13 protein-coding genes are annotated in these 16190 nt (G+C 74.5%); 5 read left to right on the top strand and 8 right to left on the bottom strand.

Translation table 11 applies throughout. The annotated features are described in order from the left end of the window. Positions 1-54: 54 nt before the first annotated feature. Positions 55-603, top strand: coding sequence for a hypothetical protein (locus tag AAT21_RS04655; RefSeq protein ID WP_046775354.1), 549 nt, complete (start codon positions 55-57; stop codon positions 601-603). Here AAT21_RS04655 and AAT21_RS04650 read toward each other — a convergent pair. The 3 genes from AAT21_RS04650 to AAT21_RS39625 form a co-directional block, all read right to left on the bottom strand. Beyond that, a complete protein-coding gene (locus AAT21_RS04650) occupies positions 584-1789 on the bottom strand; it encodes an SWIM zinc finger family protein (RefSeq protein ID WP_046775353.1) in 1206 nt (401 codons plus the stop codon). The two genes, AAT21_RS04655 and AAT21_RS04650, sit on opposite strands and share 20 nt — an antisense overlap. Further along, positions 1786-4716 carry a DEAD/DEAH box helicase gene (locus AAT21_RS04645; RefSeq protein WP_412180300.1) on the bottom strand — a complete coding sequence of 977 codons (2931 nt, stop codon included), beginning with the start codon at positions 4714-4716 and terminating at the stop codon, positions 1786-1788. Before AAT21_RS04645 ends, AAT21_RS04650 begins: the two co-directional genes overlap by 4 nt. Positions 4717-4845: 129 nt before the next feature. Further along, the gene (locus AAT21_RS39625; RefSeq protein ID WP_157879625.1) at positions 4846-6198 is read right to left on the bottom strand and encodes a helix-turn-helix domain-containing protein; all 1353 of its coding nucleotides are present in this window, start codon (positions 6196-6198) and stop codon (positions 4846-4848) included. A gap of 175 nt (positions 6199-6373) precedes the next feature. On the opposite strand from AAT21_RS39625, the gene AAT21_RS36525 reads away from it, so the two are divergent. Together AAT21_RS36525 and AAT21_RS04630 are read left to right on the top strand one after the other, a co-directional pair. Then, positions 6374-6991 (top strand): hypothetical protein, encoded by a 618-nt coding sequence (locus AAT21_RS36525; RefSeq protein WP_046775352.1) that lies wholly within the window; start codon positions 6374-6376, stop codon positions 6989-6991. Between the two features lie 65 nt (positions 6992-7056). Then, on the top strand, positions 7057-7317 hold the full coding sequence (locus AAT21_RS04630; RefSeq protein ID WP_046775613.1) for a DUF6343 family protein: 261 nt from the start codon (positions 7057-7059) through the stop codon (positions 7315-7317). A 69-nt stretch (positions 7318-7386) separates the two neighbouring features. Here the strand turns inward: AAT21_RS04630 and AAT21_RS04625 are convergent, their stop codons facing one another. The 4 genes from AAT21_RS04625 to rpsA form a co-directional block, all read right to left on the bottom strand. Further along, positions 7387-7773: a tetratricopeptide repeat protein gene (locus AAT21_RS04625; RefSeq protein ID WP_046775351.1), complete on the bottom strand. Its 387-nt coding sequence runs from the start codon at positions 7771-7773 to the stop codon at positions 7387-7389. A 66-nt stretch (positions 7774-7839) separates the two neighbouring features. After that, positions 7840-8451, bottom strand: a complete 612-nt coding sequence (coaE, locus tag AAT21_RS04620; protein ID WP_046775612.1) for a dephospho-CoA kinase — start codon at positions 8449-8451, stop codon at positions 7840-7842. 31 nt (positions 8452-8482) lie between these two features. Further along, positions 8483-9421: a PAC2 family protein gene (locus tag AAT21_RS04615; protein WP_046775611.1), complete on the bottom strand. Its 939-nt coding sequence runs from the start codon at positions 9419-9421 to the stop codon at positions 8483-8485. A gap of 244 nt (positions 9422-9665) precedes the next feature. Then, positions 9666-11174, bottom strand: a complete 1509-nt coding sequence (rpsA, locus tag AAT21_RS04610; protein WP_030666059.1) for a 30S ribosomal protein S1 — start codon at positions 11172-11174, stop codon at positions 9666-9668. Positions 11175-11526: 352 nt separating this feature from the next. On the opposite strand from rpsA, the gene AAT21_RS04605 reads away from it, so the two are divergent. Both AAT21_RS04605 and AAT21_RS04600 read left to right on the top strand, forming a co-directional pair. Then, positions 11527-12375: a class I SAM-dependent methyltransferase gene (locus AAT21_RS04605; RefSeq protein WP_046775350.1), complete on the top strand. Its 849-nt coding sequence runs from the start codon at positions 11527-11529 to the stop codon at positions 12373-12375. A gap of 4 nt (positions 12376-12379) precedes the next feature. Next, a complete protein-coding gene (locus AAT21_RS04600) occupies positions 12380-15208 on the top strand; it encodes an ATP-dependent RNA helicase (protein WP_046775349.1) in 2829 nt (942 codons plus the stop codon). Here the strand turns inward: AAT21_RS04600 and AAT21_RS04595 are convergent. Continuing rightward, positions 15195-16190, bottom strand: coding sequence for a PorA family protein (locus AAT21_RS04595; protein ID WP_046775348.1), 996 nt, complete (start codon positions 16188-16190; stop codon positions 15195-15197). The two genes, AAT21_RS04600 and AAT21_RS04595, sit on opposite strands and share 14 nt — an antisense overlap.

The raw sequence follows: 16190 nt of genomic DNA, 5'->3' as shown, positions 1-16190 counted from the left end.
GTTATAGAAGCGGTAGGCATTTCACTCAATCGTGTACTGGGTACTGGGTACTTCATGACTGCACGCCCGCTGCTCCTCCTCGACGTGGACGGCCCCCTCAACCCCTTCCGCGCCCCCTTCGCCGGGCTGCGCGGGTACAAGAGCCACCGCATGTGGCCGGAGGTCTGGCTCTCCTACCGCGACCCCGAATCCCGCAGGGCACGACGCGGTGCCCGGATCCGCCTCCACCCCTCCCACGGCGCCCGGCTGCTGGCCCTGCCCTTCGAGCTCACCTGGGCCACCGCGTGGACGCACCAGGCCAACACCCTGATCTCCCCGCACATCGGGCTCCCCGGCGACCTGTCCGTCGTCGAATGGCCCGAACTGTTCGCCGAGGACCCCGACGGCCTCTCCTGGAAGACCCGGCACCTGAGGGACTGGGCCGCCGGCCGCCCCTTCGCCTGGGTCGACGACATGATCACCCCGCGGGACCGGGCGTGGGTCGCCGCCCACCATCCGGCCCCGGCCCTCCTGCTGCGCGTCCACCCGCGCCACGGCCTGCGGGACCGCGACTTCACGGCCCTGACCCGATGGGCGGAGGGTCTCAGCCCAGCAGGGCGCTGACCGGGTCCTGGGCGGGGCGGCCCGTGGGCCACCAGTCGTCGTCGCCCGGCCGGGACTCGTAGGCGTACCAGAGGGCGTCCCGGCCGAGCCGGAGCTGGCGGGTGCGGGACGTCAGGCGGTTGCGCTCGGGGCGGAAGACCCCCTGCGACGCGGCGAGGAGCGCCGGACGGGCCCGGTCGAAGGGTCCGGCCGGCGGGTCCCAGGCCTCTTCGAGCGCGGCCAGGGCGGCACGCCCGCCCTGGCGCCAGGCCGCCGCGGCCCGCGCGAGGTCGGTGGTGGTACGCCCGGTGGCGCGGGCCAGGTCCCGGTAGAGGACGCGGGCCGCACCCGTCAGGCCCGCCGTGGGATCCGCGGAGGCCAGCCGGACGGCGTCCTGCCAGAGGGTGAGCCCGGCGATCGGGTCCTCGCCGGTGGTGAGCAGCGCGAGGGCGCGGGCGGCCGCGTCGGAGGCCAACTGGTCGAGTGCCAGCGGGTCCGGGGCCGCCGGGTCGGCCGGGTAGGCGGGCGGAAGGCCCGCCGCCGCGGGCGCGGCGAGCGGCGCGGGCAGCGGCGGCAGCACGGTCCGGGTGAGCGCCTCCCGGGCCGGTACCCCGGGGAAGTCCGGTGCCTCCTCGGGCTGTTCCCGGGCGGCGTGGGCGGCATTGCGGCGGGTCAGGTCGTCCAGGAGCTCCCGCTCGCCGCGGCCGCGCAGGAGCAGCAGGACGAAGGGGTCCTCGTCGAGGAGGCGGGCCGCCCGGTAGCAGAGGGCGGCGGCATGCTTGCACGGCGGGCGCCCGGTGTCCGGGCAGGAGCAGTGCGGGACGAGCTCGCCCGCCCCGGGCAGGACGGTCCCCGCCAGCGACTGCGGAACCTCTCGCTCCAGGAGGGCGCCGAGCGCCGCGGGGTCGGCCGCGACCTCTTCCAGCAGCTCGCTCCACTCCGCGTCCGCGAAGGCGGGCAGGATCAGCTCGGTGCGGTACGGGCGGGGCCTGCTGCCCCGGACGTACGCGACGATCCGGCCGGGGGTGACGGTCACCGCGTCGACGTGCCCGCCCTCGGCGTACCCGCGGCCCCGGGCCAGCCGGGCCGGGTCGCGGGAGACCTCCTCCAGGGCGGCCACCCAGGCCCGGCCCCACCAGCTCACCGCCTCCACCCCGGCGGGCACGGTCTCGAAGGTGCGGCGGCGGTCGTCCCGGGCGGTGATCATGCGGGCCTCCGCAGGGAGACGAGGTCGGCGAGCTCGCGGTCGGTCAGCTCGGTCAGCGCCGCCTCGCCGGAGCCGAGGACGGCGTCGGCCAGGGCCCGCTTCGCCTCCAGCATCTCGGCGATGCGGTCCTCGACGGTGCCCTCGGCGATGATCCGGTGGACCTGTACGGGCTGGGTCTGGCCGATGCGGTAGGCGCGGTCGGTGGCCTGTTCCTCGACGGCCGGGTTCCACCAGCGGTCGAAGTGGACGACGTGGCCGGCGCGGGTCAGGTTGAGGCCGGTGCCCGCCGCCTTCAGGGACAGCAGGAAGACGGGGACCTCGCCCGCCTGGAAGCGGTCCACGAGCTCCTCGCGGCGGGCGACCGGGGTGCCGCCGTGCAGGAGCTGCGCGGCGATCCCGCGGGCCGCCAGGTGCCGCTCGATGAGCCGGGCCATCGTCACGTACTGCGTGAAGACCAGCACCGACCCGCCCTCGGCGACGATCGTGTCCAGCAGCTCGTCCAGCAGGGCGAGCTTGCCCGAGCGGTGCGGGAGCCGGGGCTGCTCCTCCTTCAGGTACTGCGCGGGGTGGTTGCAGATCTGCTTGAGCGACGCCAGCAGCTTCATGATCATGCCGCGCCGCTCGATGCCCTCGCTGGACTCGATCACGGCCATCGCCTCGTCCACCGCGGCCTGGTACAGCGAGACCTGCTCACGCGTGAGCGACACAGGGTGGTCGGTCTCCGTCTTCGGCGGCAGCTCGGGCGCGATACCCGGGTCGGACTTCTTGCGCCGCAGCAGGAACGGCCGGACCAGCGCCGCCAGCCGGGCGACCGCCGCCTCGTTGCCGCCGTCCTCCTCCTGCTGGTGCTCCACCGGGCGGGCGTGCCGGGCCCGGAACGTGGTCAGCGGACCCAGCAGCCCCGGCGTGGTCCAGTCGAGCAGCGCCCACAGTTCGGAGAGGTTGTTCTCCACCGGGGTGCCGGTCAGCGCCACCCGGGCCGGCGCCGGGATCGTGCGCAGCGCCTTCGCGGTCGCCGAGTGGGGGTTCTTGACGTGCTGCGCCTCGTCGGCGACGACCATGCCCCAGCGCTGTTCGGCGAGCAGGGCGGCGCTGGCGCGCATCGTCCCGTAGGTGGTGAGCACGAACCCGCCCGTGCAGGACGTCAGGTCCTCGGTGCTGCGACCGCCGCCGTGGAAGCGGCGTACGGGGGTGCCCGGCGCGAACTTCTCGATCTCCCGCTGCCAGTTGCCCAGGAGGGAGGCGGGGCACACCACGAGGGTGGGCTCGCGGCGGTCGCGGTGCAGGTGCAGCGCGATCAGGGTGACGGTCTTGCCCAGGCCCATGTCGTCGGCGAGGCAGCCGCCGAGACCGAGAGAGGTCATCAGGTCGAGCCAGGCCAGGCCGCGCGCCTGGTAGTCGCGCAGGGTGGCCTTGAGCGCGGCGGGCTGCGGGAGCGGGGCGAGCTCCGCCGTCAGCCGTTCCCGCAGGGCGGCGAGCGCCCCCACGGGCACCGCCTCGACCTGCTCGCCGTCGATCTCGGCCGTGCCCGACAGCGCGGTGGCCAGCGCGTCGACCGGGTCGAGCAGACCCAGCTCGCGCCGGCGCGCCTTGCGCACCAGCTCCGGATCGACCCGTACCCATTGGTCGCGCAGCCGCACGACGGGCCGGTGGGCCTGGGCCAGGGCGTCCATCTCGCCGGGGGTGAGCCGGTCGCCGCCGAGGGCCAGCTCCCAGGAGAAGGCGAAGAGGTGTTCCGCGTCGAAGAAGGCGGTCCCGTCGGTGGCGGACCCGGGCGCGGTGGACCGTACGACGGCGGTCGCGGACAGCGTACGGGCCAGCTCGCGCGGCCAGTGGACCACGACCCCGGCGGCCGCCAGCCGGGTCGCGGCCACCCCCAGCAGGTCCTCCAGCTCGGGGTCGGACAGTGCCAGGGCGTCGGGCACGGGCTGGTCCAGCAGGCGCAGCAGGGGCGGCCAGATCCGCGCGGCCCGGCGCAGCGCGAGCACGGCGTCGATCCGGGCGCGCGGCCCGAAGCCGGCCCCGGCCGTGCCGGCCCACAGCTGCCCGGCATCGGTGACCAGCGTCGGGTCGGCGAGGCTGTGCACCTGGACGACGGCGGCGCCGGCGCGCCGGGTCTCCTCCCCCTCGGCCTCGTCGAAGAGGCGGAAGGAGGACAGGTCGAGCCGGAGCGAGAGCCCGACTCCGGTGTCGGCCCCGGCCGCGACCTGCGCGGCCCACTCCTGTATCCCGGGGACCCGCTGCGGCTCCCGCGCGGCGAACGGCCGCCCGGCGGCGACGGCCGCCGCCGGGGTGCGGGGCAGGCTGTCGGCGACGGCGTCGAGGAAGGCGCGGACCAGCGCCTCCGGTTCGGGCAGCCGGAGCGGGCGGCGCCCGGCGAGGGGCGTCGCATACCCCTCGTGGGGCAGGGCGGCGGCGATCGCACGCAGATGGGCGATGTCCGCGGCGCCTGGCGGGCCGACCCGCCAGGCGTCGACGCCCTCGGGGGTGAGCCCGGGGAGCAGCCTGCCGCGCGCGGCCAGGGTGAGGGCCTGCGTGGCGGCGGTGCCCCAGGCCCGGGTGGCGGGATGCGCGGCGGGGCTGCGGGGGGCCCGTACCAGCAGGGGCAGGGCGGCGGCCACGGAGAAGGTCACCGCGGGCACGGTCCGGCTGCGGACCCCGGTGCCGTGCGGACGGACGACGGTGAGCGGCCCCGGTGTGCCGGCCTCGGGCAGCGGGTCCCCGTCGGGCGACCAGAAGGCGACCCGGCCCTCCCGGGGGACGGCGGCGGGCAGGAAGACGGCGGCGTGGCGCAACAGCGCCGACGGCTGCGGCGTCGGCTGCTGAGACTGCGGCTGCTGTTGCTGTTGCTGCGACCACCGCGGCGCCTGCGCAGACGTATACGCAGACGTCTGCGCAGGCGTCTGTGCCTGTGTCTCCGGCTGCATATCCGGCTGCGCTGTCATGATGTCCCCCTCCCGCTCCCTCACGACGTGCTCACACGGTCCTCGCGGACCTTCCGGCCCCTTTGCCACGAGTTTAGGCGCGCCCACCGACAACGCTCCTGACCTGCTGTTTCAGCGTGCCCAGCGGCCCTGCTCCAGCGCGTACCCGTAGACCGGCCGCCCGGGCGCGGCGCTCGTGCGCAGCGGGCGTCCCCCGTCGTCGACGCGCAGGGTGCCCGAGCCGGCCGGCGAGGTCCACCGCAGGTCGAGGGACCAGTCGCAGTCGCAGCCCGTGGTGGCGGCCTCCACCCGCAGGACGACCGGCTCGGCCGCCGAGACCCGCATCGGAAAGGCCGGGGCCGGCTGCCGGCCCCCCGCGTCGTTCCCGGCGACGGGGCGGGCGAGGGGGCGCGGCGCGTCCAGGTTGACGGCGAAGGCGGCCGGGGTGAGACCTCCACCGCAGCCCTGGGACATCTGGTAGACGTTCCAGGCGGGCGGCGTACGGCGGGCACCCACCCGCACCTCCAGACCCTCCAGGACAACCGCTCCCGCATCCGTGCCGTGCAGGGTGACCTCGACGATCTGGGACCCCGCGTGCACGGCGCGCTGCGCCGCCGCCCAGGCGGGCGCGTCGGCCTCCACCGGCGGTGGGGGCACCGAACCGGGACCCCGCTCGGTCAGGTACGCGTGATCGCAGCCCGCGGCCCACACGTGCGACCGCACCGCCGCCTTCAGAGGCGCCGCCGGTACCCGGCCGGGGGCCGGGCCGGGTGGCGAGGCGGAGGACGGAGCCGACGCGGTGGCGGATCCTGCCCCCGGTTCCGATGGCGGCGGCGAACCCGTCGCGGAACCCGTCGCCGACTCCGGTGGAGCCGCTCCGGCCTCCGGCGGGGTCCGCCCCGCGGAGGCGGATCCCGAAGGCCCCCGCGTACCGGCCCCGCCCCCTGCCCCCGTACCGGCGGACGGCGCCCCCGGGTCCGGCCCGGTCACCGCCAGCAGTGCCACGGCCACCGCCCCCGCCGCGAGCCCGGCGGCGGCGACCACGGCCGCCCGGCGCCGGTACCAGGACGGGCGGGCCCCCGGCCCTGCCGCCCCGGCCGGGCCCACCACCACGGCCGGCTCCCCGGCGACAGCGGGCTCCGGCTCCACAGCGACGGTCGGCGCCGGCACCGGCTCCGGCGCGGGCACGGCCGACGGCTCCGGCGCGGGCTCCGGCGCGGGCCGGGATGCCGCCGCCCCCGCGCGCCGCCGGGCGTCCGCCAGCAGCCACGCCCGGTGCAGGTCCACCGCCTCCGCCGCCGAGACCCCGCAGGCCCGCGCGAAGCGGTCCACCACGGCGAACTCCACGGGCAGCGCTTCCCCGCTGCAGTAGCGGTGCAGCGTCGACGTACTCGTGTGCAGTCTGCGCGCCAGTACGCCGTAACTCAGCCCGCCGCGTTCCTTCAGCTCCCGCATCAGCCGCGCGAAATCCTCGGCCTCACTCACGGTGTCCCCCGTCCCCCGTCCCGTGGCTCCGTTCCATGCCTGAGGTGTTACCCCAGGTGACAGCGTGTACGGGCGTTCCAGTGTCCCGATTTCGCCCCGAACCGTGGCCCCCGCCCCCGGCCGGGGAACAGTCTCGTCAGGCACGCACACCGATGCATCCACGGGGAGAACCGACATGTTCCGACGTACCGACACCGCCGCCGGCCTCGCGACCGCGCTGGTCGCGGCGGCCGCCGCCCTCGCCCTGACCGCCTCGACCTCCGCCGCGGCCGCCACCGCGCCCGGCTTCCTCAACGGCACCGATCTGCCGCCCCACCCGTCGTCCGCCTGGTACGCCGGCGAGATCACCGCGGGGCTGCCCGAGACGGCGCCGTTCTGCCTGGACGGCGCGCTCCCGGCGGCGGGCAGCTGGCACCGCACGTTCGGCACCGAGTTCGACACGGGCGCCGTGCAGGTCTCCGTACGGTCCGCCTCGCCCGCCGCGGCCGCCAAGCTCGTCGGCACGCTGGAGCGCAGGGTCGCCGCCTGCGCCGCCGACTGGCTGCGCACGACCCCGGGCGGCACGGCCTCGTGGCAGGACTACGGGACCCTCCCCGTCGAGGAGGGCGCTCACGTCTACGGGGTCCACACCTCGATCCCGGAGTCCGAGCCGGGCGTGCACCTGTACGGGATCGGGCGCGACGGCTCCACCGTGACCGTCGTGAAGTGGGGCCAGATGGGTGACCTCTCCCAGGCCCCGGTCGCCGCCTTCAAGAAGACGACGACGAAGGCCGTGAACAGGCTCAACCCGTAGCCGCGCGCCCCGGCCCCGCCCGGCGCCCGGCCGGGTGGGACCATGGACAGCGAGAGGCGATGGCCATGCGGTCCGGGAACGAACCGGTCACAGCACGCAGTCCGCTGCGGCTGCGATTCTGGCTGGGCGTCTGGGGGCTGGTCTGGGCCGCCGCCGGGACGGCCGCCTTCTCGCTGGCGGGCCGTCCCGGATGGGCGGCCGCGTGCGGTGCGCTGGCGGTCGTGGTGAGCGTGGACCTGTGCATGATCGTGCGCCACATCCGCCAGGGCCCGCACTACCAGCCCGGCCGGAACATCCCCCCGTACGAGCCGCCCGGCAGCCGGTGAGCGGCACGCTGGACGAGCCCCACGCAACACGGACCCGGAACGAACCCGCGGACGAAACGCGCGGAGCGGTCAGGCCTGCTCCTCGAAGCGGGCCGCCGCGAGGTAGTCGGGCTGCGGGTCGAGGGCCGCGGCCAGCCGGAAATGCTTGCGGGCCTGCTCGGGCCGGCCGGCACGTTCGTGCGTGCGTGCCAGCGCGAAGTGGGCGAAGGCGTTGTCCGGCTCCCGCTCCAGCACCAGCTCGAACTCCAGCTCCGCCGGGCGCAGTTGCGCGGCGGCGAAGAAGGCCCGGGCGCGCAGCAGCCGGGCCGCGGTGTTCTCCGGGTGGGCGGCCACGACCGAGTCGAGCAGCTTGACCGCACCGCGCGGGTCGCATACGGCGAGCAGCTGCTCGGCCGCCCGGAAGTCGATGACGTGTGTTTCCGGGCTGGACGGCGTGGGGCGTGCGGTCTCGGACACGGTATGAATCCTTCCCTCTACCGGCGCCTTCAACGCCCCCGCCCCAGCCACTATTCCATGCACACGTCAGGCGGTGCGGCCGCCCGCCGCCCGCGCGGTGAGCTCTTCCCACACCCTGCGCACCTGGGGCTCCAGCGCCTCCAGCGGCCCGTCGTTGTCGATGACGAGGGTGGCCACCGCCAGCCGCTGCTCGCGCGTGGCCTGCGCGGCCATCCGGGCCCGGGCCTCCTCCTCGGCCATCGCGCGCAGCCCGGTCAGCCGGGCGAGCTGCGTGGACGGCGCCGCGTCCACCACGACCACCAGGTCGTAGAGGGGTGCGAGGCCGTTCTCGGTGAGCAGCGGTACATCGTGCACGACGATCGCGTCAGGGCCCGCGGCGGCCTCCAGCTCGGCGGACCGGGCGCCGACGAGCGGGTGCACGATCGCGTTGAGGGTCCGGAGCTTGTCCTGGTCGGCGAAGACGACGGAGCCCAGTTTCGGCCGGTCCAGCGTTCCTTCGGGGGTCAGCACCTCTTCCCCGAAGGCCGCCACGACGGCCGCGAGGCCCGGCGTACCGGGTTCGACGACCTCCCGTGCGATCCGATCGGCGTCGACGACGATCGCCCCGTACCCCGCCAGCAGTCGCGAGACCTCGCTCTTACCGGCACCGATTCCGCCCGTCAGGCCCACTTTCAGCATGCCCCGCAGCATAGGGGGCGCCGCCCGTACGTCAGTTCTCGCCCTCCCGCTCCGCCAGGAAGCGCTCGAACTCGCGGCCGATCTCGTCCGCCGACGGGAGCTCCGCCGGCTCGGCGATCATGTTGCCCCGGGTCTCGGCGCCCGCGGCGGCGTCGTACTGGTGCTCCAGCCCCTGTACGAGGCTGACCAGCTCCTCGTCGCCCTCGCGGATCTGCCGGTCGATCTCCGTCTGCGTACGGTGCGCCTCGGTCCGCAGCGCGTGCGCCACGGCCGGCAGCACCAGGCCGGTCGCCGCCGTGATCGCCTCCAGCACTGTCAGCGCGGCGTCCGGGTACGCGGAGCGCGCCACGTAGTGCGGCACGTGCGCGGCGACACCGAGGACGTCGTGCCCGGCCTGGGACAGGCGGAACTCCACCAGGGACTCCGCGCTGCCGGGCACCTGGGCCTCCTCGAAGGGGCTGCGGTGGCCCGGCATGAGGTCGGTCCGGTTGCCGTGCGGGGTGATGCCGACGGGCCGGGTGTGCGGGACGCCCATCGGGATGCCGTGGAAGTTGACCGAGAGCCGGACCCCGAGGCGCTCGACGATCTGCCGGACGGCGACGGCGAAGCGCTCCCACTCCACGTCCGGCTCCGGGCCGGACAGCAGCAGGAAGGGCGCTCCGGTGGCGTCCTGGACCAGCCGGACCTCCAGCCGCGGCTCCTCGAACTCGGCCCAGTGGTCGCGCTGGAAGGTCAGCAGCGGCCGGCGTGCCCGGTAGTCCACGAGGCGGTCCGCGTCGAAGCGGGCGACCACCTGGTGGGGCAGGGTGTCCAGGAGCCGCTCGACGATCTGCTCGCCGGCCTCTCCCGCGTCGATGTACCCCTCGAAGTGGTACAGCATGACCAGCCCGGCCGAGTCCTGGGCGACCGCCAGGTCCGCCACCGCCAGACCCTTGGCATCCCATTCGTACAAGCCCTGTGGATCAAGCACCGCCACCACTCCTCCTCGTCTCGTTCTCTGCGAAGAACGTCCAAGGCGGCGGCGCCATTCCCCAGTTGGCCGCATTCACAGGAACGCAACGGATCACGGCATCGGCACCCGGCATCCGCACCGGCACCGGTATCCGCGCCGGCTCGTGCCGGGAACGCGGTGAGGCCCGCCCCCCGAAGGGGACGGGCCTCACCGTCGTACTCGATCAGCTCTGCTCACACCGTCAGTGCGATGCGCGCTGCGATCAGCTCTGGCCGCCGGCCAGCTTCTCGCGGAGCGCGGCCAGGGCCTCGTCCGACGCCAGGGCGCCGGAGGTCTCGTCCGACTCCGAGGAGTAGGAACCACCCGAGATGCCCGCACCGGCGTTGCCACCGGCGGCCGGGGCGGCAGCGCCCTCGGCAGCGGCGGCCTCGTCGGCCTCGCGGCTCTTGATGACCTGAGCCTGGTGCTGCTCGAAGCGAGCCTGCGCCTCGGCGTACTGGGTCTCCCAGGCCTCGCGCTGCTTCTCGTAGCCCTCGAGCCAGTCGTTGGTCTCGGGGTCGAAGCCCTCGGGGTAGATGTAGTTGCCCTGGTCGTCGTAGGACGCGGCCATGCCGTACAGGGTCGGGTCGAACTCGACCGACGCCGGGTCGGCACCGAAGGACTCGTTGGCCTGCTTCAGGGACAGCGAGATCCGGCGACGCTCGAGGTCGATGTCGATGACCTTGACGAAGATCTCGTCGTTGACCTGGACGACCTGCTCCGGGATCTCCACGTGGCGCTCGGCCAGCTCGGAGATGTGGACCAGACCCTCGATGCCCTCGTCCACGCGGACGAACGCACCGAACGGAACCAGCTTGGTGACCTTACCCGGGACGACCTGACCGATCTGGTGCGTACGGGCGAACTGCTGCCACGGGTCCTCCTGCGTCGCCTTCAGCGACAGGGAGACACGCTCACGGTCCATGTCGACGTCGAGGACCTCGACGGTGACTTCCTGGCCGACCTCGACAACCTCGGACGGGTGGTCGATGTGCTTCCAGGACAGCTCGGAGACGTGGACGAGACCGTCGACGCCACCCAGGTCCACGAAGGCACCGAAGTTGACGATCGAGGACACGACGCCGGAGCGGACCTGACCCTTCTGCAGGGTGGTGAGGAACGTCTGGCGGACCTCGGACTGGGTCTGCTCCAGCCAGGCACGGCGGGACAGGACCACGTTGTTGCGGTTCTTGTCCAGCTCGATGATCTTCGCCTCGAGCTCCTTGCCCACGTAGGGCTGGAGGTCGCGGACACGGCGCATCTCGACCAGGGAGGCCGGGAGGAAGCCGCGGAGGCCGATGTCGAGGATGAGACCACCCTTGACGACCTCGATGACGGTACCGGTGACGATGCCGTCCTCTTCCTTGATCTTCTCGATCGTGCCCCAGGCACGCTCGTACTGAGCGCGCTTCTTGGACAGGATCAGACGGCCTTCCTTGTCCTCCTTCTGGAGAACCAGGGCCTCGATCTCGTCGCCGACCTTGACGACCTCGTTCGGGTCGACGTCGTGCTTGATCGAGAGCTCGCGGCTCGGGATCACGCCTTCCGTCTTGTAACCGATGTCGAGCAGGACCTCGTCCCGGTCGACCTTCACGATGACGCCGTCGACGATGTCGCCGTCGTTGAAGTACTTGATCGTCTCGTCGATCGCGGCGAGGAAGGCTTCCTCGTTACCGATGTCGTTGACCGCTACCTGCGGAGTGGTAGAGGTGGTCTCGGTGCTGCTCGTCATGTGGGAAAGGGCTCCGGTTACGGACAGAAAGTCGTAGGTACTGCTACGCCGGGAGCCCTTATCGGCATCTGCCGAAGAAGCCGGACAGCCAAGGAAGCCCCTGATCCGCAGCAGCGGGGAGGCCTCGAAAACCGAGGGGACATCAACAGATGCAAGCGCAGCCTGCTAGGTCTGAGGAGCACAGGCTCGCAGCGCAACTTGTAGCATACGGGGGCGGCCGGACAGGGTCAATGCGCGAAGGCCCACAGCCCGGGCGGATCACCGCACAACCGGCACAATTCATGGGCGGGAACGCCCTGATGGCGGTTCCTGCCACTTCCCAAGACACTCGCAGACTACGACGACGGGCCCCATGAACCAAGAGGACGACGCCCCCGAGAACGCGTACACGGCCGATCCGGGCTCCACGGACGACGCCGAGGCCACACGCCGTGACGCCGGGGAAGCGGAGAGCAGCCGGGCGAGCCGCGGCTGGTGGGACCGCAACGCCGACGAGTACCAGAGCGAGCACGGCGCCTTCCTCGGCGACGACCGCTTCGTCTGGGGCCCCGAGGGCCTCGACGAGGCGGACGCGGCCCTCCTCGGCCCCGCCGCCTCCCTGAAGGACAAGGACGTGCTGGAGATCGGCGCCGGCGCCGCCCAGTGCTCCCGCTGGCTGGCCGCCCAGGGCGCCCGGCCCGTGGCCCTGGACCTCTCCCACCGCCAGCTCCAGCACGCCCTGCGCATCGGCGACGACGTCCCCCTCGTCGAGGCCGACGCCGGCCGGCTCCCCTTCCGCGACGGCTCCTTCGACCTGGCCTGCTCCGCCTACGGCGCCGTCCCCTTCGTCGCCGACCCGGTGGGCGTCATGCGCGAGGTACACCGCGTCCTGCGCCCCGGCGGCCGCTGGGTCTTCTCCGTGACCCACCCCGTCCGCTGGGCCTTCCCCGACGAGCCCGGCCCCGAGGGCCTGACCGTCTCCGCCTCCTACTTCGACCGGACGCCGTACGTCGAGCAGGACGAGCAGGGCCGCGCCGTGTACGTCGAGCACCACCGCACCGTCGGCGACCGGGTCCGCGACGTGGTCGCGGGCGGCTTCCGCCTGCTCGACCTCGTCGAGCCCGAGTGGCCCGACTGGAACGGCCAGGAGTGGGGCGGCTGGTCCCCGCTGCGCGGCAACCTCATCCCCGGCACCGCGATCTTCGTCTGCGAGAGGGCCTGACCCCTTGATCCGCCAGGCCGCCCTCGACGCCCTCCCCGTACGCGAGGCCCTGCCCGGGCTCGTCTGCGCACTCGACGCGCACGGCGCCGCGGTGCTGTGCGCGCCGCCCGGCACCGGCAAGACGACGCTGGTCCCGCTGGTCCTCGCGGGCCTGGTCGGCGGCGGCCCGCGGCGCCGGGTGGTCGTGGCCGAACCGCGGCGGATCGCCGCCCGGGCGGCGGCGCGCCGGATGGCGTGGCTGCTGGGCGAGCGGACCGGCGGTTCGGTCGGCTTCACGGTCCGCGGCGAGCGGGTGACCGGGCCGGGCACGGTGGTGGAGGTGGTGACCACCGGGGTGCTGCTCCAGCGGCTCCAGCGCGACCAGGAGCTGTCCGGCGTGGACGTGGTCGTCCTGGACGAGTGCCACGAGCGGCACCTGGACGCCGACACGGTCGCGGCGTTCCTCCTCGACGTACGGGAGACCCTGCGCCCGGAACTGCGGCTCGTGGCGGCTTCGGCGACGACGGACTCCGCGGGCTGGGCCCGGGTGCTCGGGGGTGCGCCGGTGGTGGAGGCGGCAGCGGTGTCGTACCCGGTGGAGACCGTCTGGGCGCCCCCGGCCCGCCCGGTGCGGCCCCCGCACGGGATGCGGGTGGATCCGGCGCAGCTCGCGCACGTGGCCTCGGTGGTGCGGCGGGCGCTGGCGGAACGTTCCGGTGACGTGCTGTGCTTCCTGCCCGGCGTCGGCGAGATCGCCCGGGTGGCGGGGCAGCTGGGCGGGGTGGACGCGGAGGTGCTCCAGGTCCACGGCCGGGCCCCGGCGGCCGTGCAGGACGCGGCGCTGACGGCTGCGGACCACCGCCGGGTGATCCTGGCGACGGCGGTCGCGGAGTCGAGCCTGACCGTCCCCGGGGTGCGGGTGGTGGTCGACTCGGGGCTGGCCCGCGAACCGCGGGTGGACCATGCCCGCGGGCTGGGTGCGCTGGCGACCGTACGGGCCTCCCGCGCGGCCGGGCGCCAGCGGGCGGGCCGGGCCGGACGCGAGGCGCCGGGAGTGGTGTACCGCTGCTGGACGGAGGCGGAGGACGGCTGGCTGCCGGCGTTCCCGGCGCCGGAGATCCGCATCGCCGACCTGGCGCAGTTCGCCCTGCAGGCGGCGTGCTGGGGCGACCCGGACGCGGCCGGGCTGGCGCTGCTCGACGCCCCGCCGGCCGGGGCGATGGCCGCGGCGCGGGAGGTCCTCGTGGCCGTCGGCGCGGTGGACTCGGCCGGCCGGCCGAGCCCGCGGGGGCTGCGGATGGCCCGGCTCGGGCTGCACCCGAGGCTGGCGCGGGCCCTGCTGGACGGCAGCGCCGCGCTCGGCGCCCGCCGGGCGGCGGAGGTGGTGGCCCTGCTGAGCGAGGAGCCGCCGCGCGAGTACGGGGACGACCTGGCCGCGGCCTGGCGCGCGGCCCGCGCGGGCACCGACGCCTACGCGACACGCTGGCGCACGGAGGCCCGCCGTCTGGAGCGCGCCGCTGCCCCTGCGGGGGGCACTGCGGAACCCGCCTCCGGGACCCCGTCCGGGACCTGGGCAGAGACTGGGGCAGGAGCCGGGGCGGGGCGCACTGCCGAATTCGGGACCGGGACCCCGTCCGGGGCCGCGGGGCGCCCGCCCGGAACCGGGGCCGGAGTCGCCGGGCGCGTGCCCGCGACCGGCACCGGCACCGGCACCGGCACCGGCACCGGCACCGGCACCATGGGGCCGGGCTCTGCGGCCGGGGCCGGGATCCCGGCCTCCGCCGCGGACACCGGTGCACGGCAGTCGGCGAATCCAGCCCCTCCGGCGTTCGAGGAGCGGGGTGCGGGGCGGAGCCCCGGCGGTGGAGCCGCACCCGATGACCTCGCCGCCGGGCTCGTCGCCGCCCTCGCCTTCCCCGAGCGGGTGGCGAAGGCCAGGGGCGAGGGGGCCTTCCTCATGGCCTCCGGGACCGGGGCGGGGCTCGGGGACGGGTCACCGCTGCGGCACGCGCCCTGGCTGGCAGTCGCCGTCGCCGACCGGCCCCCGCACTCGGCCGCCGCACGCATCCGGCTGGCCGCCGTCATCGACGAGGACACCGCCCTGGCCGCCGCCGCGCACCTGCGGACCGACGTCGAGGAGGTGCGCTGGGAGGACGGGGACCTCGTCGCCCGAGCGGCGCAGCGGCTGGGCGCGATCGAACTCGCGGTACGCCCGCTGCGCACCCCCGACCCGGCGCTCGTACGAGCGGCCCTGCTCGACGGGCTCCGCGCCGAGGGGCTGGGGCTCCTGCGCTGGTCCGCGGACGCGGAAGGGCTCCGGGCCCGCCTCGGGTTCCTGCACCGGACGCTCGGCGGCGCCTGGCCCGACGTGGCGGACGACGCCGTACTGCTGGCGCGTGCCGACGACTGGCTGGAGCCGGAGCTGTCCCGGGCCCGGCGCCGCGCGGACCTCGCCCGGATCGACGCCGGCCAGGCCCTGAACCGGCTGCTGCCGTGGGCCACCGGCGAGGCGGTCCGGCTGGACGAGCTGGCGCCCGAGCGGATCGAGGTCCCCAGCGGCTCCCGGATCCGCGTCGACTACACCTCCGAGCAGCCGGTGCTCGCGGTGAAGCTCCAGGAGCTGTTCGGGCTGGCCGAGACCCCGCGGGTGGCGGGGGTTCCCGTACTCGTCCACCTGCTGTCGCCGGCCGGGCGGCCCGCGGCGGTCACCGCGGACCTGGCCTCGTTCTGGCAGGGCGGCTACCGGGCCGTCCGCGCGGAGCTGCGCGGCCGCTACCCCAAGCACCCGTGGCCGGAGGACCCGGCCACCGCCGAGCCCACCCGCCACACCAACGCCCGGCTCAGGCGGGGCTGATCCCTTCCCCGCCCTCCCGCACCCCGTCCCGTACGCGACGGCCGCGGGCCTCCAGCCACAGGGCAAGCCCGAGGAAGGCCAGCCCGCCGGCGGCCAGGGCGGCCGGGGCGTAGGTGTGCAGTGCGAGGATCTTCGTACGGTTGGAGGCGACCAGGTCGAGGGTGTGTTCGGCGTAGTCCTCGCGCATCTTCACATGCCCGGCGAAGGCGGTGAGCTTGCCGTCGGGGCCGCCCGCCGCGATCCCGCCGCGCATCTCCTGCTGGATCTCCTGCTCGGCGTTGACGGGCGCCCCGGTCACCGGGTCGACCCAGAACATCGCCTTCGTCGTGTACCAGAGGGTGGTGCCGGTGGCCGCCTCGATCGTGGCCGGGTCGATGCCCTCGATCGGCATCTTCTTCGGCATGGGGACCTTGGTCCAGGGGACGGTCTGCTCGAAGTAGTAGACGTCCATACCCCGGTACTTGCGCGGTCCGACGTAGTGGATCGGCGAGGAGGTGCGGGTCTGGGCGTCGAAGTAGAGGTAGTCGCGCGGCTCGGTGAAGAAGGGCCACTTGAACTCGATGCCCTCGCGTCTGACGGGGTCGCCGTCGACCATCTCGCCCGTGGCGTGGACGGGGTCCTGGGTGTGGGCGTCGAAGATGTAGCGCTCGGGGATCTGGGAGACCATCTTGCCGTCGGGCCCGATGATGTAGGACAGCGTGTCCCAGACGACGACATCCTTGCCGGCGCTGGTCTCGATCTCCCTGGACGCCTCCACGTTGCCCTTGAGGGTCTGGACGATCGTGACCTTGTCGACCTTCTTGGGCTGCATGCCGCCGGTGTAGTCGAGGAGGGTCGCGTCCTTCGCCTCCAGCACCATCTCCTGGTACTGGTTCGGCGGGATCTTGGCGAGTCGCGGGTACGCGTACCAGCGCAGCAGCGGCGCGAGGGCCGCGCAGAACACGGCAACGGCCAGCAGGACAAGGCTCGCTCTGCGTCGCAC

The sequence above is a fragment of the Streptomyces yangpuensis genome (assembly GCF_001005295.1).
In the GTDB taxonomy this organism is placed as follows: domain Bacteria; phylum Actinomycetota; class Actinomycetes; order Streptomycetales; family Streptomycetaceae; genus Streptomyces; species Streptomyces yangpuensis.
Note: the sequence above shows the minus strand (reverse complement) of the source record. Positions and strands in the feature narration are given on the sequence as shown.